The 24,105-nt window shown below is 62.6% G+C and carries 25 protein-coding genes; 11 read left to right on the top strand and 14 right to left on the bottom strand.

Annotation, left to right across the window (positions count from 1 at the left end; translation table 11 throughout):
- Nucleotides 1-74: 74 nt before the first annotated feature.
- Nucleotides 75-1,193: a 3-deoxy-7-phosphoheptulonate synthase gene (locus NCS67_RS25845; RefSeq protein ID WP_275445930.1), complete on the bottom strand. Its 1,119-nt coding sequence runs from the start codon at nt 1,191-1,193 to the stop codon at nt 75-77.
- A gap of 176 nt (nt 1,194-1,369) precedes the next feature.
- On the opposite strand from NCS67_RS25845, the gene NCS67_RS25840 reads away from it, so the two are divergent.
- On the top strand, nt 1,370-2,044 hold the full coding sequence (locus tag NCS67_RS25840) for an HAD family hydrolase (protein WP_250437195.1): 675 nt from the start codon (nt 1,370-1,372) through the stop codon (nt 2,042-2,044).
- A 13-nt stretch (nt 2,045-2,057) separates the two neighbouring features.
- Nucleotides 2,058-3,086, top strand: coding sequence for an aldose epimerase family protein (locus NCS67_RS25835; RefSeq protein ID WP_250437191.1), 1,029 nt, complete (start codon nt 2,058-2,060; stop codon nt 3,084-3,086).
- A 7-nt stretch (nt 3,087-3,093) separates the two neighbouring features.
- Here the strand turns inward: NCS67_RS25835 and NCS67_RS25830 are convergent, their stop codons facing one another.
- From NCS67_RS25830 to NCS67_RS25805, 6 genes are all read right to left on the bottom strand, one after another.
- On the bottom strand, nt 3,094-4,230 hold the full coding sequence (locus NCS67_RS25830; RefSeq protein WP_008347714.1) for a porin: 1,137 nt from the start codon (nt 4,228-4,230) through the stop codon (nt 3,094-3,096).
- A gap of 207 nt (nt 4,231-4,437) precedes the next feature.
- Nucleotides 4,438-5,952 carry an ATP-binding cassette domain-containing protein gene (locus NCS67_RS25825; RefSeq protein WP_250437190.1) on the bottom strand — a complete coding sequence of 505 codons (1,515 nt, stop codon included), beginning with the start codon at nt 5,950-5,952 and terminating at the stop codon, nt 4,438-4,440.
- The gene (locus NCS67_RS25820) at nt 5,949-6,875 is read right to left on the bottom strand and encodes a branched-chain amino acid ABC transporter permease (protein ID WP_250437188.1); all 927 of its coding nucleotides are present in this window, start codon (nt 6,873-6,875) and stop codon (nt 5,949-5,951) included. Before NCS67_RS25820 ends, NCS67_RS25825 begins: the two co-directional genes overlap by 4 nt.
- A 2-nt stretch (nt 6,876-6,877) precedes the next feature.
- On the bottom strand, nt 6,878-7,753 hold the full coding sequence (locus NCS67_RS25815) for a branched-chain amino acid ABC transporter permease (RefSeq protein ID WP_250437186.1): 876 nt from the start codon (nt 7,751-7,753) through the stop codon (nt 6,878-6,880).
- Nucleotides 7,754-7,866: 113 nt separating this feature from the next.
- Entirely contained in the window at nt 7,867-9,105 is a 1,239-nt protein-coding gene (locus NCS67_RS25810; RefSeq protein WP_502801875.1) for an ABC transporter substrate-binding protein, read from the bottom strand.
- A 196-nt stretch (nt 9,106-9,301) separates the two neighbouring features.
- A complete protein-coding gene (locus tag NCS67_RS25805; protein WP_008347704.1) occupies nt 9,302-10,198 on the bottom strand; it encodes a LysR family transcriptional regulator in 897 nt (298 codons plus the stop codon).
- A gap of 92 nt (nt 10,199-10,290) precedes the next feature.
- Here NCS67_RS25805 and NCS67_RS25800 point away from each other — a divergent pair, with 92 nt between their 5' ends.
- From NCS67_RS25800 to NCS67_RS25780, 5 genes are all read left to right on the top strand, one after another.
- Nucleotides 10,291-11,067: an NAD(P)H-dependent oxidoreductase gene (locus tag NCS67_RS25800; protein WP_175980597.1), complete on the top strand. Its 777-nt coding sequence runs from the start codon at nt 10,291-10,293 to the stop codon at nt 11,065-11,067.
- A 59-nt stretch (nt 11,068-11,126) separates the two neighbouring features.
- The gene (locus NCS67_RS25795) at nt 11,127-11,753 is read left to right on the top strand and encodes a glutathione S-transferase family protein (RefSeq protein WP_250437182.1); all 627 of its coding nucleotides are present in this window, start codon (nt 11,127-11,129) and stop codon (nt 11,751-11,753) included.
- 15 nt (nt 11,754-11,768) lie between these two features.
- Entirely contained in the window at nt 11,769-12,404 is a 636-nt protein-coding gene (locus NCS67_RS25790) for a glutathione S-transferase family protein (protein ID WP_175980593.1), read from the top strand.
- Nucleotides 12,405-12,524: 120 nt separating this feature from the next.
- Nucleotides 12,525-14,168: an acyl-CoA synthetase gene (locus NCS67_RS25785; RefSeq protein ID WP_250437180.1), complete on the top strand. Its 1,644-nt coding sequence runs from the start codon at nt 12,525-12,527 to the stop codon at nt 14,166-14,168.
- A gap of 14 nt (nt 14,169-14,182) precedes the next feature.
- Nucleotides 14,183-14,962 (top strand): enoyl-CoA hydratase, encoded by a 780-nt coding sequence (locus NCS67_RS25780; RefSeq protein ID WP_250437179.1) that lies wholly within the window; start codon nt 14,183-14,185, stop codon nt 14,960-14,962.
- A gap of 3 nt (nt 14,963-14,965) precedes the next feature.
- Here NCS67_RS25780 and NCS67_RS25775 read toward each other — a convergent pair whose 3' ends face one another.
- Both NCS67_RS25775 and adh read right to left on the bottom strand, forming a co-directional pair.
- Nucleotides 14,966-15,355 (bottom strand): DUF779 domain-containing protein, encoded by a 390-nt coding sequence (locus tag NCS67_RS25775; RefSeq protein WP_250437178.1) that lies wholly within the window; start codon nt 15,353-15,355, stop codon nt 14,966-14,968.
- A 56-nt stretch (nt 15,356-15,411) separates the two neighbouring features.
- Complete coding sequence (adh, locus tag NCS67_RS25770; protein WP_250437177.1) at nt 15,412-16,932, bottom strand: aldehyde dehydrogenase; 1,521 nt, start codon at nt 16,930-16,932, stop codon at nt 15,412-15,414.
- A 552-nt stretch (nt 16,933-17,484) separates the two neighbouring features.
- On the opposite strand from adh, the gene NCS67_RS25765 reads away from it, so the two are divergent.
- Nucleotides 17,485-18,882, top strand: a complete 1,398-nt coding sequence (locus NCS67_RS25765) for an L-lactate MFS transporter (RefSeq protein WP_008347689.1) — start codon at nt 17,485-17,487, stop codon at nt 18,880-18,882.
- Nucleotides 18,883-18,903: 21 nt separating this feature from the next.
- A complete protein-coding gene (locus NCS67_RS25760; protein ID WP_008347687.1) occupies nt 18,904-19,041 on the top strand; it encodes an MFS transporter small subunit in 138 nt (45 codons plus the stop codon).
- Nucleotides 19,042-19,123: 82 nt separating this feature from the next.
- Here NCS67_RS25760 and NCS67_RS25755 read toward each other — a convergent pair whose 3' ends face one another.
- Together NCS67_RS25755 and NCS67_RS25750 are read right to left on the bottom strand one after the other, a co-directional pair.
- The gene (locus NCS67_RS25755) at nt 19,124-19,423 is read right to left on the bottom strand and encodes a type II toxin-antitoxin system RelE/ParE family toxin (protein WP_250437176.1); all 300 of its coding nucleotides are present in this window, start codon (nt 19,421-19,423) and stop codon (nt 19,124-19,126) included.
- Nucleotides 19,420-19,563, bottom strand: a complete 144-nt coding sequence (locus tag NCS67_RS25750; protein ID WP_250437175.1) for a type II toxin-antitoxin system ParD family antitoxin — start codon at nt 19,561-19,563, stop codon at nt 19,420-19,422. The genes NCS67_RS25755 and NCS67_RS25750 overlap by 4 nt, the downstream gene beginning before the upstream one ends.
- Before the next feature lie 384 nt (nt 19,564-19,947).
- On the opposite strand from NCS67_RS25750, the gene NCS67_RS25745 reads away from it, so the two are divergent.
- Complete coding sequence (locus NCS67_RS25745; RefSeq protein ID WP_034471001.1) at nt 19,948-20,253, top strand: high-potential iron-sulfur protein; 306 nt, start codon at nt 19,948-19,950, stop codon at nt 20,251-20,253.
- A gap of 7 nt (nt 20,254-20,260) precedes the next feature.
- Here NCS67_RS25745 and NCS67_RS25740 read toward each other — a convergent pair whose 3' ends face one another.
- A complete protein-coding gene (locus tag NCS67_RS25740; protein WP_175980585.1) occupies nt 20,261-20,746 on the bottom strand; it encodes a DUF4019 domain-containing protein in 486 nt (161 codons plus the stop codon).
- A gap of 173 nt (nt 20,747-20,919) precedes the next feature.
- Between NCS67_RS25740 and NCS67_RS25735 the strand changes: the two genes are divergently transcribed.
- The gene (locus tag NCS67_RS25735; protein ID WP_250437174.1) at nt 20,920-21,792 is read left to right on the top strand and encodes an endonuclease/exonuclease/phosphatase family protein; all 873 of its coding nucleotides are present in this window, start codon (nt 20,920-20,922) and stop codon (nt 21,790-21,792) included.
- Here NCS67_RS25735 and NCS67_RS25730 read toward each other — a convergent pair.
- Together NCS67_RS25730 and NCS67_RS25725 are read right to left on the bottom strand one after the other, a co-directional pair.
- Entirely contained in the window at nt 21,789-22,856 is a 1,068-nt protein-coding gene (locus NCS67_RS25730) for a M14 family metallopeptidase (RefSeq protein WP_250437173.1), read from the bottom strand. The two genes, NCS67_RS25735 and NCS67_RS25730, sit on opposite strands and share 4 nt — an antisense overlap.
- Before the next feature lie 9 nt (nt 22,857-22,865).
- The gene (locus tag NCS67_RS25725; RefSeq protein WP_008347674.1) at nt 22,866-24,059 is read right to left on the bottom strand and encodes a M20 aminoacylase family protein; all 1,194 of its coding nucleotides are present in this window, start codon (nt 24,057-24,059) and stop codon (nt 22,866-22,868) included.
- Nucleotides 24,060-24,105 lie beyond the last annotated feature (46 nt).

Here is a 24,105-nt window from a genome sequence, read left to right as displayed (position 1 = left end):
CGATGCATCGCCCGTCGTCGCCGTGATTGCGGCGAACGGAAACGCTTCCCTTGCCGCGCCCACGCTTCTTGTCATCAGCCCGCGCGGCGTTTTCTCACTGCTTGAGCGAGCAGTTCGAGCACAGGTTCGCTTTGCGTCCAGCCAAGGCATGCATCGGTGATCGATACGCCGTGCTTGAGCGGCACGCCCGGCTTCTGATCCTGACGGCCCTCTTCCAGATGACTCTCGATCATCACGCCGGTAATGCGCCGTTCGCCCGCCTCCAGTTGCCGCGCGATGTCCTGCGCGACATCGACCTGACGCAGATGCGACTTGTTCGAGTTGGCGTGCGAGCAATCGATCATCACCTGTTCGCGCTGGCCGAGCTTGGCGAGCGCGCCGCACGCCGCCGCGACGCTTTCGGCGTCGTAGTTCGGCCCCTTCTTGCCGCCGCGCAGAATGACGTGGCAGTCGTCGTTTCCGCGCGTCTCGAAGATCGCCGCCATGCCCATCTTTGTCATGCCCATGAACGCGTGGCTCGCGCGCGCCGCGACGATTGCGTCGGCGGCAACCTGCACGCCGCCATCGGTGCCGTTCTTGAAGCCGATTGGACAAGAAAGCCCCGACGCAAGCTGACGATGACTCTGGCTCTCCGTCGTGCGCGCGCCGATCGCGCCCCACGCGATGAGATCGGCGATGTATTGCGGGCTGAGCAGATCGAGGAACTCGGTCGCGGTGGGCAGACCGAGGCCGCTGATGTCGAGAAGCAGTTCGCGCGCGCGGCGCAGCCCTTCGTTGATGCGGAAGCTGCCATCGAGACGCGGATCGTTGATATAGCCCTTCCAGCCTACCGTCGTGCGCGGCTTTTCGAAGTACACGCGCATCACGATGAAGAGATCGTTACGCAGTTCGTACGCCACTTTCTTCAGACGCTCTGCGTATTCCATCGCCTGATCGTGATCGTGGATGGAACACGGACCGATGACGACGACGAGCCTGTCATCGCGGCCATGCAGAATATTCGCAATGGCCGCGCGGCTTTCCTCGACGAGGGTCTGCACGCCGGGCGTGACCGGCAGTTCATCGAGCAGCAACGCGGGCGAGATCAGCGGACGCACCGCGCCGATGCGCGTATCGTCGATGCGGGTCGTGTCTTGCGTGGAGTCGGCCACGCCTGCCTCCTGATCGCGGGAGGGATTGTCGATGCGGGTCAAGATAGGCTCCGTGATGCGTAATTGATGCAAAATTCAGGGACTTCATGCGGCGATTCCGCGATATAACCGGCTCGCGGCGCAAACATCCATTATCGCACCTGGAGCAGCCTGTTTGCCCGATCGTGCGTATGATGAAGCGATACGACACGCCCGAACTCGATCAAAGGGAGCAGATCATGCGCATCGAAACATCATTTCTATTCGACCTCGACGGCACGCTCGTCGACAGCGTCTATCAACATGTGCTCGCGTGGAAAGAAGCGCTCGACGCCGAGGGCATCGAGTTGTCGGTGTGGCGCATTCACCGCAAGATCGGCATGAGCGGCGGACTCTTCACCAATCAGTTACTGCGCGAGACGCACGGCGAGATCAGCGCGGATCGCGTCGAGCGGCTGCGGCAGTTGCATGCGGAGGCGTACAAGCGGCTGCGCGCGCAGGTGTGTCCGCTGCCCGGCGCGCGCGAGTTGCTGCAAGCGTTGACGAAGGCCGGCACGCGCTGGGCCATCGCGACGAGCGGGCGCATGGAAACCGCGCAGGTCAATCTCGAGGCATTGGGCGTCGATCCGTCGAAGCAAGTGGTCGTTACGCGCGACATGGTGAAGTACGCAAAGCCCGATCCGGATCTGTTCCTCGCCGCCGCCGAGCGTCTGAACGTGCCGATCGAGCATACGGTCGTCGTCGGCGACAGCATCTGGGACATGCTGGCCGCGCGCCGTTGCCGCTCGCTCGGCGTCGGCTTGCTGTCGGGCGGTTATGGCAGCGATGAACTCGAGCGCTCCGGCGCGTTGCGCGTGTATGAAGATCCAGCGGACTTACTGCTGCATCTCGATGAAGTCGCGGCGCGGCCATGAGATGATCTCGCGCATGACGACCTCTTCTTCCATCGACGTTCGCCCCTGGGCTGACGCGAATCGCTACACGTTGCGCAATGCATCGGGCATGTCTGTCGATATCAGCGACCTCGGCGCGACGCTCGTTTCATGGCTCGCGCCCGATCGCGATGGACATCTCGCCAATGTCCTGCTCGGTCACGACATGCCCGACGATTACCGCAACGGCAGCGCGTTCATGGGCGCGATCATCGGGCGCTGGGCGAATCGCATCCGCGATGCGCGCTTCGTGCTCGATGGCATCGCGCATCAGGCGGAGCGCAACGAAGGCGCGAATCTTCTGCATGGCGGCTCGGCGGGTTTTCATCGGCAGATGTGGCGTGTGCAGGCGGCGAACGGCGCGCTCGTCATGACGCTGCAATCGCCTGCGGGCGCTTCTGGCTTTCCCGGCAATGTGGATGTGACCGTGCGCTATGCGCTCGATGACGACGGCACGTTATCGATCGATTACGAAGCTCGCACCGATGCGCCGACGCCCATCAACCTGACCAATCACGCGTACTTCAATTTGAACGACGGCGCGAGCATTCGCGGCCACGAGATATCGATTGCATCGGATACGTACTTCGCAATCGATGCGACCTCGATTCCAATCGCGCGCGAAAGCGTCGGGGACAGCGCGTTCGATTTGCGCGCGCCTGCATCGATCGGTACGCGTCTCGAGGCGGTTCATCCGCAACTCGCGATCGCGGGCGGCTTCGATCATTGCTACGTGTTGAGCGACCAAGCGAACGAACCGCGCACGGTCGCTGTGCTGTTCGATCCATCGAGCGGACGCGAACTGAGCGTGTCGACCGATGCGCGCGGCTTGCAGTTCTACTCGGGGAATTATCTGGAAGATGTGCCCGCGCGCGGCGGTTCGCGTTATCGCAAGCAGGCGGGACTGTGCCTGGAAGCGGGCGGCTTTCCCAACGAGATCAACATGCAAGACAGCGAGCGCGCTGTCTTGCGGCCCGGCGACGTGTATCGTCAGCGCACGCGCTATACATTGCGCGTGCGCTGAAGCGTCATCAGAAGATATTGCGCAAGCCGATCGACACGCCGGTCTGATTCGAGCGGCCCGGCAGTTCGACATCCGCCGCGCCCGTCACCTTGTTGAAGTCCACGGTGCCGTAGACTTCCGTGCGCTTCGACAGCGCGTACTCCGCCAGCGCGACACCCGTATAGCGATTGCCGCTGCCCGTCGCGCCCCCGCCGATGGCCGCGTTCTTCATGTGGTCGTAGTAGAACGCGCCCGTGAGCAACAGCGCCGGCGTGACCTGATAGGTGACGCCCGCGAACGGGCCATCGTCGCGACGGCCCGAGCCTTTCAGAATATCCGTGCCCGATACGAGGCCACGCTGTTGCAGGATGCTGTCGACGAAGCCGGTGTCATCGGTCGAATGCAGATAGCCGACATAGAGCTTCGCCGCGCCGATCGCATAGACCGCGTTCGCGTTCCAGATCTTCTGCTTGTTCGCGGCGTTGTCGCTGTTCTGCTGATAGCCGCCGCCGATGGACAGCGGGCCCATCGCATACGACGCCGTGAAGCCGTACATGTTGCCCGCGCCCATATGACCCGGAACCTGGCCCGAGAAGCCGCCCGCGCCCGTCGACGTATAGTTCGTGCCGAACGAGTACATCGCGCCGATCGTGAGGCCCGCGAACGTGCCGTTGTACTTGACGGCGTTATCCGCATAGAGACCCGCGCCCAACGCAACCGGCAACCATGCGTTCTCGAAGTAATTGCCGACCGTGAGCGGATCGTAGACGTCACCGAGCATGTCGAAGAGCGGCGTCTTCTGACGGCCGAGCGTCAGCGTGCCATATGGATTCGACAGGCCGACGAAAGCCGCGCGATTGAATGCGCGAGCGCTGTCGGAGTATTGGCCGTTTTCCAGTTCCACGCCGCTTTCCAGCTGGAAGATCGCTTTCAGGCCGCCACCGAGATCTTCGACGCCTTTGAAGCCGATGCGGCTATTGGTAATGGCGCCGTTCGTCATGAACAGCTTGCCGTCGTTGTTGGCGTTGGCGTTCGTGAGGTAACGCACGCTGACATCGGCGACGCCGTACAGCGTGACCGAGCTTTGCGCGAATGCGGATTGACACGCGAGCGCGACGACCGACGCGCCGATGCCCGCGATGGCACGCGATGTGAATGTCTTCATGATGTATTGGGAGCGCGTATTCGTTAGCCGTTTTTCATGGCTTCGACGCGTCGCCTTTCAGATAACTGTCTTGGCTGAAGCAGCTTGGCGCGACGCATCGAAAGCTCGCGGTTTTTTAACACATCAAATGACGCGATGCCCATTCGGTGCAATACGTGTGGCGTTTCAGGCAACAAGGCGCGCGTGTTTAGTTGCGCGCGCTACGCTTCAAACTTTCGCCTGCGCAATTTGCGCTGGCTCCGACCGCACCGCTTCGAGAAAGCCTCGTCCCATCTCCTTCTCGAAGCGCGACGGACTGCCCTCCCACACGATGCGCGCATGTTCGAGCACATACACGCGGTCCGCATGGGGCAACGCGAACGTCACGTTCTGCTCGCCCAGCAGCACGGTGATCGGCGTGGTCTTCTGCAGCCGTTCCATCGCCTTCGACAGTTGCTCGAGAATCACCGGCGCGAGGCCGAGCGTCGGCTCATCGAGGATGAGGAGCTTCGGCTGCATCATCAGCGCGCGTGCGATCGCGAGCATCTGCTGCTCGCCGCCCGATAACGTGCGCGCGGTCTGCGCCTGACGCGATTCGAGTATCGGAAAGAGTTCGAAGAGCCACTTGAGCTGATCGGCGCGCATCTTGTCGGAAAGATGATAGCCGCCGAGATCGAGATTCTCGCGCACGGTCATGTCGCCGAACAGCTCGCGCGTCTCCGGGCACTGCACGATGCCGCCACGCGCGATCGCCGCGCCGCTCATGCCTTTCAAATCGCGCGAGCCGTAGCGAATGGTTCCGTGATACGCCACGAGTCCGGAAATCGCATTGAAGAGCGTCGTCTTGCCCGCGCCGTTCAATCCGACGACCGATACGAATTCGCCTTCGCGCACATGCATGTCCACGCTATCGAGCGCGCGCGCCTTGCCGTACAACACGCCGACGCTCTCGACCTGAAGAATCGACGGCTTGTTGCTCACGACTTCCGCGCCACGCTCGCGTGCCTCGATCTTGCCGCCGAGATAGACGCGCCGCACGGTCTCGTTCTGCATCACTTCTTCGGCGGTGCCTTCCGCGACGTACTCGCCGAGATACATCGCAAGCACGCGATCCGCGAGCGCCGCGAGACTCTTCACGTTGTGATCGACGAGCAGCACCGCGCGCCCTTCCGCGCGAAAGCCGCGAATCAGTTCGGAGAACGCTTCCGATTCGGCAGCGGTGAGACCCGCGAAAGGCTCGTCGACGAGCACGACACGCGGATCGCGTGCGATCGCCTTTGCCATCTCCATGCGACGCAGATCGGCGAAGGGCAGCGTCGCCGGATGACGATGCATCACCTTGCCGAGTCCGACGCGCTCCGCGATCTCGCGTGCGCGGCGATTCACATGCGGATCGGCGGCGAGCTTCACGAGCGAATCCGGCAATAGCGCGAGCTTGATGTGTTCGAGCACTGTCTGCCGATGCAGCGGCCGCGAATGCTGGAACACGATGCCCACGCCCGCGCGCGCGATTCGATGCGGCAGCCATCCGGCCATCTCGACGCCATCGACCTTGATCGATCCCGCGTTGGGCCGCTCGATGCCCATGATGAGCTTCATCACCGTCGACTTGCCGGAACCGTTCGGACCGATGAGGCCGAGTATCTCGCCGGGCTCGATATCGAAGCCGATGTCCTTCACCGCGACGAGACCGCCGAAGCGCTTCGTGAGGCCGCGCACCGAAAGCAAAGGTGTATCGCTCATTCGCGCTCCCTCACACGCAGGATGTTGCCGAGCAATCCATCGGGAAAGAACAGGATGACCGCGAGCGCGACAGCCGCGACCACGAACGTATTGATCTGCCCGAGCGGACGCAGGAATTCGCCCGCGACGATGAGAAAGATCGAGCCGAGCACCGCGCCGAGTATCGTGCGCCGGCCGCCGAGCACAGCCGCGATGATGATCTGCACGCCGATGCCGATATCGACCACCGTGCTCACCGACGCCGTGCCCTGATAGAACACGAGCATCGCGCCCGCGACGCCTGAGAACACCGCGCTGATGCAGAACGCCGCGAGCTTGTGCTTCACGACGTTGAAGCCGAGCGCCTGCGCGCCGACGGTATCCTGCCCGCTCGCCTGCAGAATGAGACCGATGGCCGAGCGCGACAGGCCGAACAGAATGATCGCGCAGACGATGAGGAACGCGAGCGCGATCCAGTAGTTGTGGCTCGCATCGACGGACATCACGTCGGGCACCATCATGCCGATCTCGCCGCCGGTGACGCCCGCGAAGATCACGATCGCGTTCTGCAGCAGCAACACCGCGACGAGCGTGACGAGACCGAAGTACGGTCCGCGCAATCGCAATGCGGGCACGGCGAGCAGCAGGCCGCCGACGAGCGCGACGAGGCCGCCGGCCATCACGCATACCGGTATCGGCGCGGCGGCGTGCGCGTTCAGTATCGCGGCGGAATACGCTCCGAGCCCGATCAGGAACGTCGGTCCGAAATTGACTTCGCCCGCGAAGCCGAAGAGCAAGTCCCACGACATCGCGAAGACGCCGAAGTAATACGCGACCGTCAGCACGCCGAGGATATACCCGGTGAGCCACCACGGCAGCGTCGCGGCGACGATCGCGAGCAGGACCGCGGACCAGATCAAGCGCGAACGAACGATGTCTTTCATGATTAGCGCCGTCCGAGAAAGCCTTGCGGCCGCACATATACGACGAGCACGAGCAGCAGCAGCGCGGGCAATGGCCGCAGCGTCGGCGAGATGAGGTACGCCGTGACGGTCTCCAGATAACCCACGACATACGCGGCCATCAACGAGCCCGACACGCTGCCCAGGCCGCCGAGCACGACGATGGAAAACGCGCTCGCCGTGAGCTGTCCGGTGTTGTTCGTGCTCACGCCAAGGAACGATGCGAGCAGCACGCCCGCGATGCCCGCGAGCACACCGTAGATGGTCCACGCGAGCAGATAGATATTCGACAACTCGAAGCCGAGCAGCGTGAGACCGCGCGGATTCATCGACGCCGCGAGCAGCGCCTTGCCCGCCTTCGTGCGATTCACGAAGAGCCACAGCAATCCGATCACGACCCAGCACACGACCGCGATCATGATCTCGTTATAGGGCACGCGCACGCCCGCGACGCTCGCGATGCCGGGAATCAGCGGACGCATCGTGATGGGGTTATCGGAGAAGAGATACGCCATGCCCTGCTGGATCATGATGCCCCAGAGCAGCGTGCCCGTGAGCACGAAGATCTCTTTCTCTTCACGCGGGATCGCAGTCGAGCGTTGAATGGGCCGCACCACCATGAAATAGGTGACGTATGCGGCAATCATCCCGCAGACCACGCCGAGCGGCGTGCCGAGATAGGTGCCCAATCCGGCTTCGCCCGCGAGCGCCCAGCCGAGCAGCGCGGATACCAGCATCACGCCGCCATGCGCGAGATTGAGCACGCCGGATACGCCGAATATCAGCGTGAAGCCGATCGCGCCGAGCGCGTAGAGCGAGCTGATCGCGAAGCCATCGATGAGTATTTGCAGTGGCAACATAGCGGCCCTTTATGTCTTCCATGTCGATGCCAACGTGGAACCGGTCCCCGCAACATGCGCCGCAAGGTGCGCGCTATCGGCAGCGCACGCGCGTCGCGACGACGCAAACGCGCTTAGTTCGCGGCTGCCTGCACCTTCACGAAGGCCGGAAACTTGACCTTTGCGTTCGCCACCGACTTCGGCCATATCGCCACTTGCTTGCCGTTCTGCCATTGCAGGTTGATGCCGGTGATATAGCCTTCGCCGTACTTCAACGCGTGCGTGAACTGATCGTTCTTGCCGTAGAACTGCCAGCGTCCGATGGTGCCGACATAGTCGGTCTTTTCGAGCGCATCGACCATCTTGTCGGGATCGGTCGAGCCTTCATTGCGATGAATCGCATCCGCGATGATGTACACGAGGTCATAGCTCGTGAAGCCGTCATACGCGGGCGATACGCCGGCAAAGTGCTTCTGATACGACTCGACGAAGGGCACGGTCTTCGGCGTCAACGCGACGCCCGGCGCCGCCGCCGATGCGGTGATCACACCTTCGGTCGCGCCGTTGGTGTCCTTCCAGAAGCTCGTGGTCGTCGCTTGCGAGCTTTGGCCCGACATCGGAATCGGCACTTGCTGATCGTGCCACTGGGCGGTCGGCTGCACGCCGACATGGCTGATGCCCGTCGTGATCGTGTCCGGATGCTTCGCTTCGATCTGGTTGAAGATCGGCGTGAAGTCCGACGTGTCCGGATTGAAGCGGATGTGATCCAGCACCTTGAGGCCCGCTTTCGGCAGGCACTCGAGGTAGCGCTCGTCGAGCGGCTTGGTCCACGCGGCGTCCTCGCTCATCACGACGGTCGTCTTCATCTTGAACTCGCCGACAAGCACGTCATGCGAGAAATCGCAGATCGATTGCGCGATGAACGCAGACGTCATCCAGCCGTGGAAGGTGTACTTGTAGTGATCGTAGTCGTCATGCACGCGCTTCGAGATTTCGTTGCTCGCCGCGCCCGGCGTGATGAAAGGCATCTTCAGGCGCGCGGACCATGGCTCCATCGCGAGCGCGACTTCGCTGATGTAGCTGCCGATGATCGCGACCACCTTGTCCTGACTCGCGGCGCGCTGAAAGGCACGCACGCCGTCCGATGCCGACGAGTGATCGTCATACGCGATGATCTGGATTTGCCGGCCATCGACACCGCCCTTCGCGTTGATCTCCTCCGCTGCGAGTTGCGCGGCCTTGCTGATCGAAGCGCCCGCCACCGCGGACTCTTCGCTGATGACGCCGATCTTTATCGGCTCCCCTGCCGCGTGCGCCGTGACCGTGAGACTCAAGGCCGCCATCGCCGTACCCGTTGCAATGACGGTACTCATTCCCCGCCACGTCTTGCGCTTTGACATCATCAGTCTCCTCTGTGTATTCGATCGTGGAGCGACGCCAGCCAGACACATGACACATGCAGCAATTAAGGATTTGCCGACAAACAGTAGCACTCGCCTTTCGAGCACTGAATCAGTAATAACGATAAAGACGATCATGCGAAAAGATCATCAATGCAGCGTCATTCTTTCAAACAGCTTGCGCGATGAACTCACGCAGCCATCGATGCGCAGGATCGCGATGCACGCGTTCATGCCAGTACATCGACATCTCGTAGCCGGGCACGTCGACGGGCGGCGCGACGATGCGCAACTCCGGCCAGCGCTTCGCGAGCCTCGCCGGTTGCATCGAAACCAGATCGGTCGTCGCGAGCACGGAGCGCACGAAGAGGAAGTGCGGCACCGACAGCGCGACGTGCCGCTTCATGCCGAACGTTGCGAGCGTGTCATCCGTCGGGCCGAAGAATCCGCCGCCATCGGGCGACACGATCACATGCTCCAGTGCGCAGAACTGCGCGAGCGTCGGACGCCGCTTCAATCGCGGATGATCCTTGCGTCCCACGAGCACATAGCTTTCCGTGAAGAGCGCTTGCTGATGAAAATTGGCCATCTCGGGCGATGTGATGTGAAACGCGAGATCGATCTCGCCGTTCTCCGCCTGCTTCGCAAGACGCGGCGGCAACATCTCCAGCACGGCGATCCGCGTGTGCGGCGCGGCGGCGCGCAAGCCGCTCAACGCAGGCAGCAGCACGGTCGATTCGCTGTAGTCAGTGGCGGCGATGCGCCATGTGTTGTCGGCGATGGCGGGATCGAACGCGGCTTCCGGCGACACCGCGCGTTCGAGCGATGCCAGCGCTTCGCGCAACGGCTCCCGCAGACTTTCCGCTCGCGCTGTCGGGCGCATGCCACGCGGGCCGGGCAACAGCAGAGGATCGCCGAAGATGTCGCGCAGCTTCGACAGATGCACGCTCACGGAAGGTTGCGAAAAATGAAGGCGCTCGGCTGCACGCGTGACGTTCTGTTCGGCAAGCAAAACGTCGAGCGTGAGAAGCAAGTTCAGATCGAGCCTTCTCAAGGTATTAGTCATGGCAATTCCTGCAATTTCAGATATTCATTTCCAATATACCCGAGAGGCTCTTAAGCTGGTCTCCATTCCAGAAACGAAGTGGAGAAAGCCTCATGAATGTGCTGATCGTGTATGCCCATCCGGAACGCCGCTCGCTGAACGGCGCCATCAATGATTTCACCGTCGAGCGTTTGCGCGCGAACGGCCATAGCGTGCAAGTCTCCGACCTGTATGCAATGAACTGGAAGGCGCCGCTCGATGCGAACGACGTGCGCGACCGCAACGCCGATACGCCGTTTCACGCGAGCCTCGATTCGAAGCACGCGTTCGAAAACGGCCTGCAAAGCCGCGACATCGAGCTGGAGCAGGACAAGCTGCGCTGGGCCGACGCGCTGATCCTGCAATTTCCGATGTGGTGGTTCTCGATGCCCGCGATCATGAAGGGCTGGGTCGAGCGCGTCTATGCGTACGGCTTCGGCTACGGCGTCGGCGAGCATTCGGACACGCATTGGGGCGACCGCTACGGCGAAGGTCTGATGGCGGGCAAGCGCGCGATGATCGTCGTCACGACGGGCGGTTGGGAATCGCATTACAGTCCGCGCGGCATCAACGGACCCATCGACGATATTCTCTTTCACATCCAGCACGGCATGCTTTTTTATCCAGGCTTCGATGTGCTGCCGCCGTTCGTTCTCTATGAAACGCATCGCATGGATGAAGCGCGCCTGCAAGCCACATACGATGCCCTCGGCCGGCGTCTCGACCGTCTCTGGGACGATGCGCCCATTGCATTCCGCAAGCAGAATCACGGCGACTACGCGATTCCTCAGCTCACGCTGCGCGACGAACTCGCAGCCGGAAAGACCGGTTTCGCGGCGCACATCGACTGAAGCAAAACGCGAAACACAGCTAAGATGGATCCTTCGACAAGTACGGAGGAAGACATCGAATGCTGACGATCTGGGGCCGGGCCAACTCGGTCAATGTGCAGAAAGTGTTGTGGTGCTGCGATGAACTGGGGCTCGCGTACGAGCGCATCGACGCGGGCCTGCAATTCGGGCGCAACAACGAGCCCGACTATCTCGCGATGAACCCGATGGGCCGCGTGCCCACGCTCGTCGACGGCGACTTCGTGCTGTGGGAGTCGAACTCGATCATTCGCTATCTCGCGATGCAATACGGCGGTGCCAGCACGCTCTATCCCGCCGAGCCGAAAGTACGCGCGAGCGCGGACCGCTGGCTCGACTGGACGCTTTCGACCCTGCAACCCGCCGAACGTCCGGTTTTCTGGGGCTATATCCGCACGAGTGCCGCGGATCGCGATGCGCAGCAACTCGCTGCCGCCGCGAGCGAGGTGGAAAAGCTCTGGCGCGTTATCGATGCGCATCTGAAGGGCCGCGACTATCTCGAAGGCAACACGTTCACGCTCGCCGATCTCGTCGTCGCCGCGTATGCGCGCCGCTGGTTCGGCATCGCGGAGCTGGTTCGCCCCGCGCTTCCCGAACTCGAACGCTGGTATGTGGGCATCACGCAGCGTCCGGGCTTCGCGCGTCACGTCTCGCCTGCATTGACCTGAACGGGACGGATTGCCATGACCATCGAACTGCATACATGGAACACGCCCAACGGACGCAAGATCAGCGTCGCGCTGGAGGAAATGCAACTGCCGTACACCGTGAAAACGGTGAACATCACGAAGGGCGAGCAGCATACGCCTGAGTTTCTGCGCATCAGCCCGAACAATCGCATTCCGGCGATCGTCGATCCGGACGGACCCGACGGCCAGCCGATCAGCGTGTTCGAGTCCGGCGCGATCCTGCTCTATCTCGGCGAGAAGACGGGCAAGTTTCTGCCCGCGAGTTTGCGCGATCGCGTGCCCGTGCTCGAATGGCTGATGTGGCAGATGGGCGGCTTCGGCCCGATGCCGGGACAGGTGCATCACTTCCGCATGGTCGAAGCGGAAAGCGACCGGCGTTATGGTTTGAAGCGCTATTCCGACGAAACGCGCCGCCTGTACGGCGTGCTCGACAAGCGCCTCGCGCAAGTGGAATGCGTCGCGGGCGATATGTCCGTCGCGGATTTCGCGATTCTCGGCTGGGCGTGGCGGCATGAACGTCATCAGGTTTCGCTCGATGATTACCCTAACGTCAAGCGCTGGTACGAGGCGCTTTTCGCGCGCCCGGGCGTGAAGCGGGGCTTCGAAGTCAAGCTCGACGATCTCGGCTGATCAGGGCAAACCATGAGTCGGAGCGTCAGGCTAACGTAAGTTGCGCGCGTGATAACGATCTTCTAAGAAACGTGAGCGACACTGACGCCATCCGATAGATTCGCGCCCGAGGAGACAATCATGACCGCCAGCATGTACGACGATGGCCTTCCCAAAACTGCCGCCAACTACGCGGCGCTGACGCCGCTCATGTTCATCGAGCGCGCGGCGTCCGTATATCCGACGCTTCCCGCTATCGTGCACGGCGATGTCCGGCGCAACTGGGCCGACACCTACGCGCGCACGCGGCGGCTCGCATCGGCGCTGGCGGCACGCGGCATCGGCCTCGGCGATACCGTCGCCGCGATGCTGCCGAACACGCCCGAAATGGTCGAAGCGCACTTCGGCGTGCCGATGACGGGCGCCGTGCTCAACACGCTCAACACGCGGCTCGACGCCGCCACGCTCGCGTTCATGCTCACGCACGGCGAAGCGAAGGCGGTGCTCGTCGATCGCGAGTTCTCGGACGTGATGCGCCGCGCGCTGAAAGACGTGCCGCAGGACGTGCTGGTCATCGATGTCGACGATCCGCAGTACGCGGGCGCGGGCGAGCGCATCGGCGAAATCGAATACGAAGCGCTGCTCGCGAGCGGCGATCCCGCATACGAATGGTCGCCGCCATCCGACGAGTGGAACGCAATCTGTCTGAATTACACGTCGGGCACGACAGGCAATCCGAAGGGCGTCGTGTATCACCATCGCGGCGCGTATACGAATGCGGTGAGCAATATCCTCGAATGGGACATGCCGAAGCATGCCGTGTACTTGTGGACGCTGCCCATGTTCCATTGCAACGGCTGGTGCTTTCCGTGGACCGTCGCCGCGCGCGCGGGCGTGAACGTGTGCCTGCGCCGCGTCGATGCGAAGACCATCTTCGATCTGATTCGCAGCGAGCGCGTCACGCATTATTGCGGCGCGCCGATCGTGCAGAACCTGCTCGTCAACGCGCCCGACGACATGAAGACCGGCTTCGATCAGAAAGTCCATGCGATGGTCGCGGGCGCCGCGCCGCCCGCCGCGATGATCGAAGGCATGGAGCGCATGGGCTTCGAACTGACGCATGTGTACGGGCTCACGGAAGTTTATGGCCCGGCCACGGTCTGCCCGCAGCAGGCCGAATGGAGCGCGCTCGATATGGGCGAGCGCGCGCGCTTGAATGCGCGGCAAGGCGTGCGCTATCACTTGCAGGATGCGGTCACGGTGCGCGATCCGATATCGATGGAACTCGTGCCTTCCGATGGCGAGACCATCGGCGAGATCATGTTCCGCGGCAACATCGCGATGAAGGGTTATCTGAAGAACGCGGCCGCGACCGAAGAAGCGTTTCGCGGCGGCTGGTTCCATACCGGCGATCTCGCCGTCGCGTATCCGGACGGCTATGTACGCATCAAGGATCGCAGCAAGGACATCATCATCTCGGGCGGCGAGAACATATCGAGCATCGAAGTGGAGGACGTGCTGTACCGGCATCCGGCGGTGCTTGCCGTCGCGGTCGTCGCGAAGCCCGATACGCGCTGGGGCGAGACGCCCTGCGCTTTCGTCGAATTGAAAAGCGGCGCGCACGCGAGCGCGGAAGAGTTGATCGCGCATTGCAAGAAGCATCTCGCCGGCTTCAAGGTGCCGCGCGCGATCGAGTTCTGCGAACTGCCGAAGACATCGACGGGAAAGATCCAGAAGTTCGAGTTGCGCAAGCGCGCGGGGTCCGTCACCGCGATCGACGTCTGATGGAGACCACGACAATGAGCGAACTCGTTCTGATCCAACGCGATGCGTATGACATGAAGGGTGTCGTCAGGCTCACGCTGAATCGGCCCGATGCGTTCAATGCCTTATCTGAATCGATGCTCGAAGCGCTCGAACGCGCATTGAAGGACATCGCCGAATCAGATGCGCGCGTGGTCGTGCTCGCAGGAGAAGGCCGCGCGTTTTGCGCCGGGCACGATCTCAGAGAGATGCGTGCGGAGCCCGCGCTCGATTATTATCGCGAGCTTTTCGCGCACTGCTCGCGCATCATGCTGACGATCCAGCGCATGCCGCAGCCCGTTATCGCGCGCGTGCAAGGCATCGCGACGGCGGCGGGTTGTCAGCTCGTCGCGATGTGCGATCTCGCGGTCGCATCGAGCGAAGCGCGTTTCGCGGTATCGGGCGTGAATCTCGGGCTCTTTTGCGCGACGCCGAGCGTGGCGCTGTCTCGCAACGTATCGCGCAAGGCCGCGTTCGAAATGCTCGTCACCGGCGAGTTCATCGATGCGGCCACCGCGCGCGAACGCGGCCTCGTGAATCGCGTCGCATCGCCTGGCGAACTCGACGATACCGTGCGCACGCTCGCTGCGACCATCGCCGCCAAGCCGCGCGAAGCGGTCGCGGCGGGCAAGGGCTTGTTCTATCGGCAACTCGAAACCGGCATCGAAGCGGCATACGCGCTCGCATCGGAAACGATGGCCTGCAACATGATGCACGACGCCACGCTCGAAGGCACGCAAGCCTTCATCGAAAAGCGCGCGCCGCGCTGGAAATGACGCTCAGCTCACGTGCTCGACCGGATGCCTGTCGAGCCACGCGTTCTCTTCGTCGCTGTACAGACGCGAGCGCGTAAGAAAGCGCAAACCGCTCGGGCGTTCCAGCGAAAACATGCCGCCATTGCCCGGCACGGCATCGATGATGAGCTGCGTATGCTGCCAGTACTCGTACTGCGATTCGGTCATGTAGAACGGCACGCCGCCGATCGAGCCGAGTTTCACGTCCGAGCCGCCGACCATGAATTCGCTGACTGGAAAGCACATCGGCGCGCTGCCGTCGCAGCATCCGCCGGATTGATGAAACAGCACCTCGCCATGCTCGGCCTTGAGCCTTTCGATCAAGTCGATGACGGCGGGCGTCGCGGTCACGCGCTGCACTTCCTGTTCGCTCATGATGTCCCCGTCGGTTTGATCGGCCGCCGCGGGAAGCAGCGGCGGCCTCACACGCTTTAGAAGAAGCCGAGCGGCTTGTCGCTATAGCTGACGAGCATGTTCTTCGTCTGCTGATAGTGGTCGAGCATCATCTTGTGATTCTCACGGCCGATGCCCGATTGCTTGTAACCGCCGAACGCCGCGTGCGCCGGATACGCGTGATAACAGTTGGTCCACACGCGTCCCGCCTGAATCGCGCGGCCGAAGCGATACGCCCGCGTGCCGTCGCGCGTCCACACGCCCGCGCCGAGACCGTACAGCGTGTCGTTCGCGATCTCGAGCGCTTCTTCCTCGGTCTTGAACGTCGTCACCGAAAGCACCGGCCCGAAGATTTCCTCCTGGAAGATACGCATCTTGTTGTGGCCTTTGAAGACCGTCGGCTTGACGTAATAGCCGTTCTTCAGTTCGCCGTCGAAGGTGTTGCGCTCGCCGCCGGAGAGGCACTGCGCGCCTTCCTGCTTGCCGAGATCGATGTACGACAGGATCTTCTCCAGTTGCTCCTGCGAAGCCTGCGCGCCGATCATCGTCTTCGTATCGAGCGGATGGCCCTGCGCGATCGCCGCGACGCGCTTGAGCGCACGTTCCATGAAGCGCTCGTAAATCGATTCCTGCACGAGCGCGCGCGACGGGCACGTACACACTTCGCCCTGATTCAGCGCGAACATCGTGAAGCCTTCGAGCGCCTTGTCGAAGAAGCTGTCGTCGGCGTTGAGCACGTCTTCGAAGAAGATGTTCGGGCTCTTGCCGCCCAGTTCCAGCGTCACCGGAATGAGGTTCTGGCTCGCGTACTGCATGATGAGTCGGCCCGTCGTGGTCTCGCCGGTGAAAGCGATCTTCGCGATGCGCTTGTTCGATGCGAGGGGCTTGCCCGCTTCCAGACCGAAGCCGTTGACGACATTGAGCACGCCCGGCGGCAAGATGTCTTCGATGATTTCGAGCAGCACGAGAATCGACGCGGGCGTCTGCTCGGCCGGCTTCAGCACGACGCAGTTGCCGGCCGCGAGCGCGGGCGCGAGCTTCCACACGGCCATCAGGATCGGGAAATTCCACGGAATGATTTGCCCGACGACGCCAAGCGGCTCGTGAAAGTGATACGCGACCGTATCGTGATCGATCTCCGAAATGCCGCCTTCCTGCGAACGCGCGGCGCTCGCGAAATAGCGGAAGTGATCGATCGCGAGCGGAATGTCCGCCGCCATCGTCTCGCGCAGCGGCTTGCCGTTATCGATCGATTCGGCCAGCGCGAGACGCGACAGGTTCTGCTCCATGCGATCGGCGAGCTTCAGCAGCAGATTCGCGCGATCGGTGACGGAGGTTCTGCCCCACGACGTCTTCGCTGCGTGCGCGGCGTCGAGCGCGGCTTCGATGTCGGCTTCGCGCGAACGCGGAATCGACGTGAACGGCTCGCCGGTGATCGGCGAAATATTGTCGAAATACTCACCGCCCGTCGGCGGCACCCACTTGCCACCGATGAAGTTGCCGTACTGCTTCTTGTACGGATATTCGGTGCTCAGGAACTGCATCTCCGCGTGATTCATTTCTATGTGCTCCTCGCATGTCGACGTGAACGGGCCGGCACTGCCGATGTCCGGCGCCGGTCGCTTCTGTTTGCGAGTTCCATGCCATCGCGCGCGGCACGATGCGACGCCCGCGCGAGCCGCATCGTCATGCGGTTTCGCGGCACATCGTCAGGGTTTGTACGAGGGCGATGGGACCTGTTCACATTCAGAACACCTGCCCCGCTCTGTAGCGATGCGGTACAGCGGCATCGACGGACGTCATCGCCTCCGCAATGCGCGCGGAGCGTGGCGCAAACCACAGACACGCTGCGGGCAAACGCTTATGGCACGAGTGTTCATATTGCAAAGGGCATCGCAGTTGTCTATGGTCATGCCCAACCGTGGCAAAGCGTCGCATCTATATGTGGTTCCATCGCATGTGAGCGGCGCGAAATGGCCTTGCGAGCGCGCGATGCGGACCGTATCGCCGAGCGCATGACCACGGCGGGCTGCTGTCCGGCGACCCCGGACGGCACGTCAAAGTAAACGATGTGCGCGCACGTGCATGCATGACGCGCCACGGAGACCACAATGAACAGCACAATCAATCAAGGGGCCGCCCACGGCCCGACAAATTTCTTTTCCAAGGAGGCGACCATCGCCCGGCCCGGATTCTCGCGCTGGATGGTGCCGCCCGCCGCGCTGGCTGTTCATCTGTGCATCGGGCAGGCATATGCGTTCTCGGTGTTCAATGCGCCGCTCACGAAGGTTATCGGTATCACGAAGTCCGCGCCGGATGACTGGTCGCTGACCACGCTCGGCTGGATTTTCTCGCTCGCGATCGTGTTTCTGGGCTTGTCGGCGGCATTCGCGGGCAAGTGGCTGGAAAAAGTCGGCCCGCGCCGCACGATGTTCACCGCGGCCTGCTGCTTCGGCGGCGGCTTTCTCGTCTCGGCGCTCGGCGTCTATCTGCATCAGATCTGGCTGCTGTATCTCGGCTATGGCGTGATCGGCGGCATCGGGCTCGGGCTCGGCTATGTGTCGCCGGTTTCGACGCTGATACGCTGGTTTCCGGACCGTCGCGGCATGGCGACCGGCATGGCGATCATGGGCTTCGGCGGCGGCGCGATGATCGCGGCGCCCGGCTCCGTCGCGCTGATGAACCACTTCAAGAGCGCGACGAGCTCGGGCGTTGCCGAGACGTTCCTCGTGCTCGGCGTGCTCTATTTCATCTCGATGACGATCGGCGCGCTCGCGATCCGCATCCCGCCGGCGGACTGGAAGCCGGCTGGCTGGACGCCGCCCGCGACGTCCAACAAGATGATCACGAAGAACCACGTGCATATCGATCAGGCGCTGAAGACGCCGCAGTTCTATCTGTTGTGGCTCGTGCTGTTCCTGAACGTGACGGCCGGCATCGGCGTGCTCGGCCAGGCGTCGGTGATGATCCAGGAAAGCTTCAAGGCGTCGATCACGGCGGGCGCGGCGGCGGGCTTCGTCGGGCTGCTGTCGCTCTTCAACATGGGCGGGCGATTCGCGTGGGCGTCGGCGTCGGACTGGATCGGCCGCAAGAATACGTACTTCGTGTTCTTCACGCTCGGCGCGGTGCTGTATTTCCTTGTGCCGCAATTCGCGGGCTCCGGCAATATCGCGCTTTTCGTGTTGGCGTACGGCATCATCCTGTCGATGTACGGCGGCGGCTTCGCGACGATTCCCGCGTATCTCGCCGACATGTTCGGCACGGCTTTCGTCGGCGGCATTCACGGCCGGCTTCTCACCGCGTGGGCGGCGGCGGGCGTCGCGGGTCCGGTGCTCGTCAACTACGTGCGCGCGTTCCAGGTTTCGCACGGCGTCGTGGGCGCAGAGGCGTACACGATGACGCTGCATATCATGGCGGCGCTGCTGGTGATCGGCTTCGTCTGCAATCTGCTCGTCTCGCGCGTGCATGAGAAGCATCACATGAACACGTCGGCGCAGACCGCAATCTAGGAATCAACGAGGAGATCCGCGATGAATGACCGCATCGAAACTCAGCAAGTGCATCCGTCGAACAAGGGGTTGCTCCTGGTGTTCTGGGCCTACGTGCTGATTCCGCTCGCATGGGGCGTGACCAATACGCTCTCGCAGGCCGTCAAGCTGTTCCAGTAATTCTGTAGGTGAAGTCCACGCGCGCCGGATGGCCGATGTTTGAATCGGCTCACGGCGCGCGTTTTGTTTCTTGACGTCAATGCTATTCGGCTTCGCCGAGATGAGCGGGCAAATCCATCTGATGGAGAACGCGCAGGATCTGGATCGTGTCCGCGGCCTCCTTGAAGAAAAGCACGTGCATTCCGACGAGCGCCTTGCGATAACCGGGCCGAACGTGTTCTTCGGACAGGCTGCGTTGTCTGCCCTTACCGAGTCCCGTGCCTGTGTCCTGAATCATGCGCAGATAGCGCTCCGCCTGAGCCGGCCCCCACTTCTCGAACGTGTAGTCCCAGATGCCGTCCAGATCCTGGACGGCGGCAGGCGTGAATACGCACTGCCTCACCGAGCGGACTTGCGCTTGCGAGCGATGAAGGCATCGAAATCCAGCGGCTTGGCGGGGCCGGAGCGCTCGCCGGCTTCGAGCGCCGAGCGCAACGCATCGAGCTTCGCTTCCTGTTCGCCAGCGACGGGGACGTCGTGCACCGATGCTTCCGGAATGCTCAGTGCCCGCGATCCTCCACCTTGTTCAAGCTGCGGCGCGCGAGGACGCTCATGAAAAGCGTGCCGCACACAAGCGCTGCCATATAAACGCCGGCCATCATCCAGTCGAGTTCACTCACGGTTGTTCTCCTTCGAATTGATCCGCGGCCGGGGCGCCGCAGGGGTGATCCACATGATTGCAACTACGTTCTGGCCTGATTTACGGCACGCGCCCGCAAAGGTTTAGCGCGATGCAATGAACGACGTTGGCGGCGCGATGACGGAGGAAACCGACCGCTCGTTCGATTCGCCAACGTGGGCGTATCGTTCGACTAGCGCCCGAGAGCGCGCGACGACATCCCACATACGAACAACCGGTCCACGACAATGAACACGTCCCGCCGCAACTTCATGGTTGTCAGCATCGGCGCGGGCACGGCGCTATGGCTCTCGCGAGCACGCGCCGATGCGCCGCACTTAAGCGAATCCGATCCGGCGGCGGTCGCCGTCGGCTATAAGGAGAACGCCGCGAAAGTGGACAAAGCGAAGTACCCGAACTTCGCGGCCGATCAAACCTGCGCGAACTGCTCGCTGTATCAGGGCAAAGCGAGCGATGCCTGGGGCGGTTGCACGCTCTTCGGCGACAAGCTGGTAGCCGGCAAAGGATGGTGCTCGTCGTGGACGAACATGTGACGCGGCTTCAGCGCACCGAATAGCCGACGAAACGCCAGACCTTGTCCGAGTCGAGAATGAAGGTCACCATTTCTCGCGACGACTGACTCGCCTGGCCGAACTGAGTGTCGAAGAGAATGTTGATGTACGCGCCCGCGGGCATGTTGCCCGTGCCGTCATAACGGTAGTGCTTGACGCCCATCGGCATGCGCAGTCCCGGCGCGCCGAGCGGCGAACGGTCGCGCGCGACCTTCTTCATGAAGTCGTCGCGGGAAATGATCTGCTTTGCGATGGGCGAGGCTTGGTCCCACACGTCGCCCGCCCGGTTTTGATCGATCAACGCGATGATCTGCGACGCAACCTGCGCGATGTCCTGATCCTGTTTGTCGAGCGCGGCCTGCTGCTCCTTCGTGAGCGAACGAGTCGTCGAAGATTGAGTTTCCTGAGCGTGGCACGCAATGCTGCTCGATATCAGCAGGAACGCAGCCAGCGAAAAACGGATGCTTGCTTTCATGATTCGGACGACGTGAGGTTCTTTGGCGCCGATTGTATCGCCGCCCACGCTGCCTACGGTAAGAAATACTTATTTTCAGAATCTGGCAGTTCCGGCGTCCGTTGCCGGGCAAGCACACGCCTTGCTGCCGGAATAGCGAACGTCAACATCCGACGCTACCGTCGAGGTTCACCATGCGACTCGTCGACTGGAACATCCAATGGGGACGCGGCGTGGATGGCCACGTCGATCTCGCGCGCATCGTCGCCGAGGCGAAAGCCCTGCACGACTTCGACGTCCTCTGTCTGCAGGAAGTGACGCGCGGCTTTCACGAAAGCGAGCAGGCCGGCGGACTCAAAGGCGGCCCCGGCGCCGACCAGTTCGCCGAGCTCGAAGCGCTGATTCCCGGCGCGACGGTCATCGACGGAATCGGCTCCGATCTTCCGCCGGTCGGTGCGGGCATCGCGCGCCGTCAGTTCGGCAACGCGATCGTGAGCCGTCTGCCGGTGCGCCAGGTGTTGCGCCATTCGCTGCCGTGGCCTGCCGATCCCGCGAAGCCGTCGATGCTTCGCGTCGCGCTCGAAGCCGTCATCGAGACCGACGTCGGACCGTTGCGCATCGTCAGCACGCATCTCGAGTTCTATTCGGAGAAGCAACGTCTCGCGCAAGTCGCGCGTCTGCGCGAGCTTCACGCCGAAGCGTGCGCGCACGAGCGTCAGCCCGCGAAGGCCGAGAGTCAGGCGAGCCCGTTCGCCGATACCGCGCGGCCCGTGTCCGCCATCGTCTGCGGCGACTTCAACAGCGCGTTCGATGGATCGGCGTATCGCGCGATGCTCGAACCGATTGCCGATGCGCCCGCGTTCGTCGATGCATGGACTTGCGCGCATCCGAACGAGCCGCGCGCGGCCACCGTCGGCCTGTACGATCGCGACCAGTGGCCCGATGGCCCGTTCGCATGCGACTTCATCTTCGTGAGCGAAGACCTGAAGGCGCGCATCGCCGGATGCGAAGCGGATCAGTCGAGCCGTTCATCGGATCATCAGCCGATGTGGCTCGAACTGCATTAAGCGCCCTCTTCGCGCGACAACCCGTATAGCGCCTGCAACACGGCAGCGCGCGCCTGACCCGCGATCATGCCGCGCCAGATATCGTCGTCGATGTAGAAGGCCGCGCGAATCTGGCGGCGAATGCCGGCTTTCAATGCGTCGGGCGCATCGGGATGATGACGCACCCAGACGTCCGCGCGCAGCATGTCGAGCATGTCGGTGAGCGGCACCGTGCCGTATTCGATCGCGATCGATGCGATCGCCGCATGGGCGCACGTCTGCCGCAACGTATCGAGCAACGGACCGGCTACATCGGCCGCGATCGACGTACCATCCGACGGACTCGTCACGTCCGCGCCCCACCAGCGCCGCGCACGCGCGACATCGCCGACGCATATCTTCGCGCCAAAGCCGCTCGGCCCGAGTCCCGTATGAAAATCGATCCAGCCGATCGCCGTGCACGTCTCGCCGTATTCCGCGAGCAGATTGCGCATGGTGCGCGTGCTCCACGCCGTTTCCGCGCCGCCATAGAACATGCCTTGCGCATGCGTGTACTGACCGGTTGTGACCGCTTGCTGATAAGCCCACTGTCCATGCCTGCCGATATACGCGCGAATCGCCGCGATATTCGCTTCGTCGGGCGGCCAGCTCGTGGGAATCAGCAAGTCGTGCAGTTCCGCGTAGCCGGGATTCTGCGGCAACGGCGCATCGAAATTCACGCTGTTGCGATTCAGATCGACATTGCCCTCCGTCGTGCGGCTCAGATAGGAAAAGCCATACGGATTGATCGCATGAACGAGCAGCATTGCGACGTCGAGCTTGTCCATCAACGCCGGCAATACTTCATCGCGCATCAACGCGATCTGCGCGCCCGAGCCGCAAAAGCCTTCGACGCCGTGCGTGCCGGACGTGAGCACGAGCAGGCGCTTTGCATCTTTGGGACCGATGGGAACGACATCGGTTGCGAGCGTCTCGCCTTCCAGACCATCGAAGCCTTCGAGCACGCGCGTATCGACAGCGAGTTTTCGCGCGGCGGCGGTATCGAGAAATCTCTGGCGCGCTTCGCGATACGTCGATGAAAACATGTCGCCTCCTCAGACGCGCGCGAGAAACTTCTCGACGAGCCGCACCCAATACGTCGAGCCTAGCGTGAGTACATCGTCGTTGAAATCGTAGCTGCTGTTATGCAGCATGCAGGGTCCGATTCCGTGACCGTGATCGCGATGCGCGCCCAGTCCATTGCCGATATACGCATAGCAACCGGGACGCTCCATCAGCATGTACGAGAAGTCCTCCGCGCCCATCGTCGGATCGACGTTCGTGTTCACTTTGTCCGCGCCGGCGACATCGCGCATCACGCCGAGTGCGAAGTCCGTTTCCGCTTGTGTGTTCACCGTCGGCGGATAGTTGCGTACGAAACTGACTTCGGCCTTGCAGCGATACGCGGCCGCCGTCGCCGCGACGATTTCCTTCATGCGCGTCTCGATGAGATCGAGCACGTCGACGGAAAACGTGCGAACGGTCCCCGCGAGCGTCGCGGTCGTCGGGATCGCGTTGACCGCGTGGCCTGCCTGCATGCGCGTGATCGAGAGCACGGCGGCGTCGATCGGCCGCTTGTTGCGCGTCACGATGCTCTGCAGGCCCGTGCCGATCTGCAGCGCGGTGAACACGGGATCGACGCCATCGTGCGGAATCGCCGCATGCGCGCCCACGCCTTCGATACGAATCTCGAACTCGTTGCTCGATGCCTGCGTCGCGCCGACGCGCGCACCGAATCCGCCCGCCGGCATGCCCGGCCAGTTGTGCAGCGCGAACACGGCATCGACCGGAAAGCGCTCGAACAAGCCATCTTCGATCATCGCTTTCGCGCCGCCGCCGCCTTCTTCGGCAGGCTGAAAGATGAAGACGACGGTGCCGTCGAAGTCGCGATGCTTCGCGAGATATTGCGCCGCGCCGAGCAGCATCGCGGTGTGTCCGTCGTGACCGCACGCATGCATCTTGTTCTCGTGGCGCGATGCGTGCGCGAACGTGTTCAGCTCGGGAATGGGCAACGCGTCCATGTCGGCGCGCAGGCCGATCGCACGTTTGCTCGCGCCTTTCCTCAACACGCCGACGACGCCCGTCTTGCCGAGTCCGCACGTCACTTCGATATCCCAGCTTTCGAGCTTCCGAGCGACGAGCTCCGCCGTGCGCGCTTCTTCATAGCAGAGTTCGGGATGCGCGTGGATATCGCGGCGAATGGCCTGAATCTCGTCGCGCGACTGCGCGATCTCGGGAATGATCGACATGCTTTCCTCTTGCGTTGTTGAGTGACCGAAGCATTGTCGATGGCCG

The sequence above is a fragment of the Caballeronia sp. ATUFL_F2_KS9A genome (genome assembly GCF_023630765.1).
Lineage (GTDB): Bacteria > Pseudomonadota > Gammaproteobacteria > Burkholderiales > Burkholderiaceae > Caballeronia > Caballeronia zhejiangensis.
This window is presented reverse-complemented; position numbering and strand designations above follow the sequence as displayed.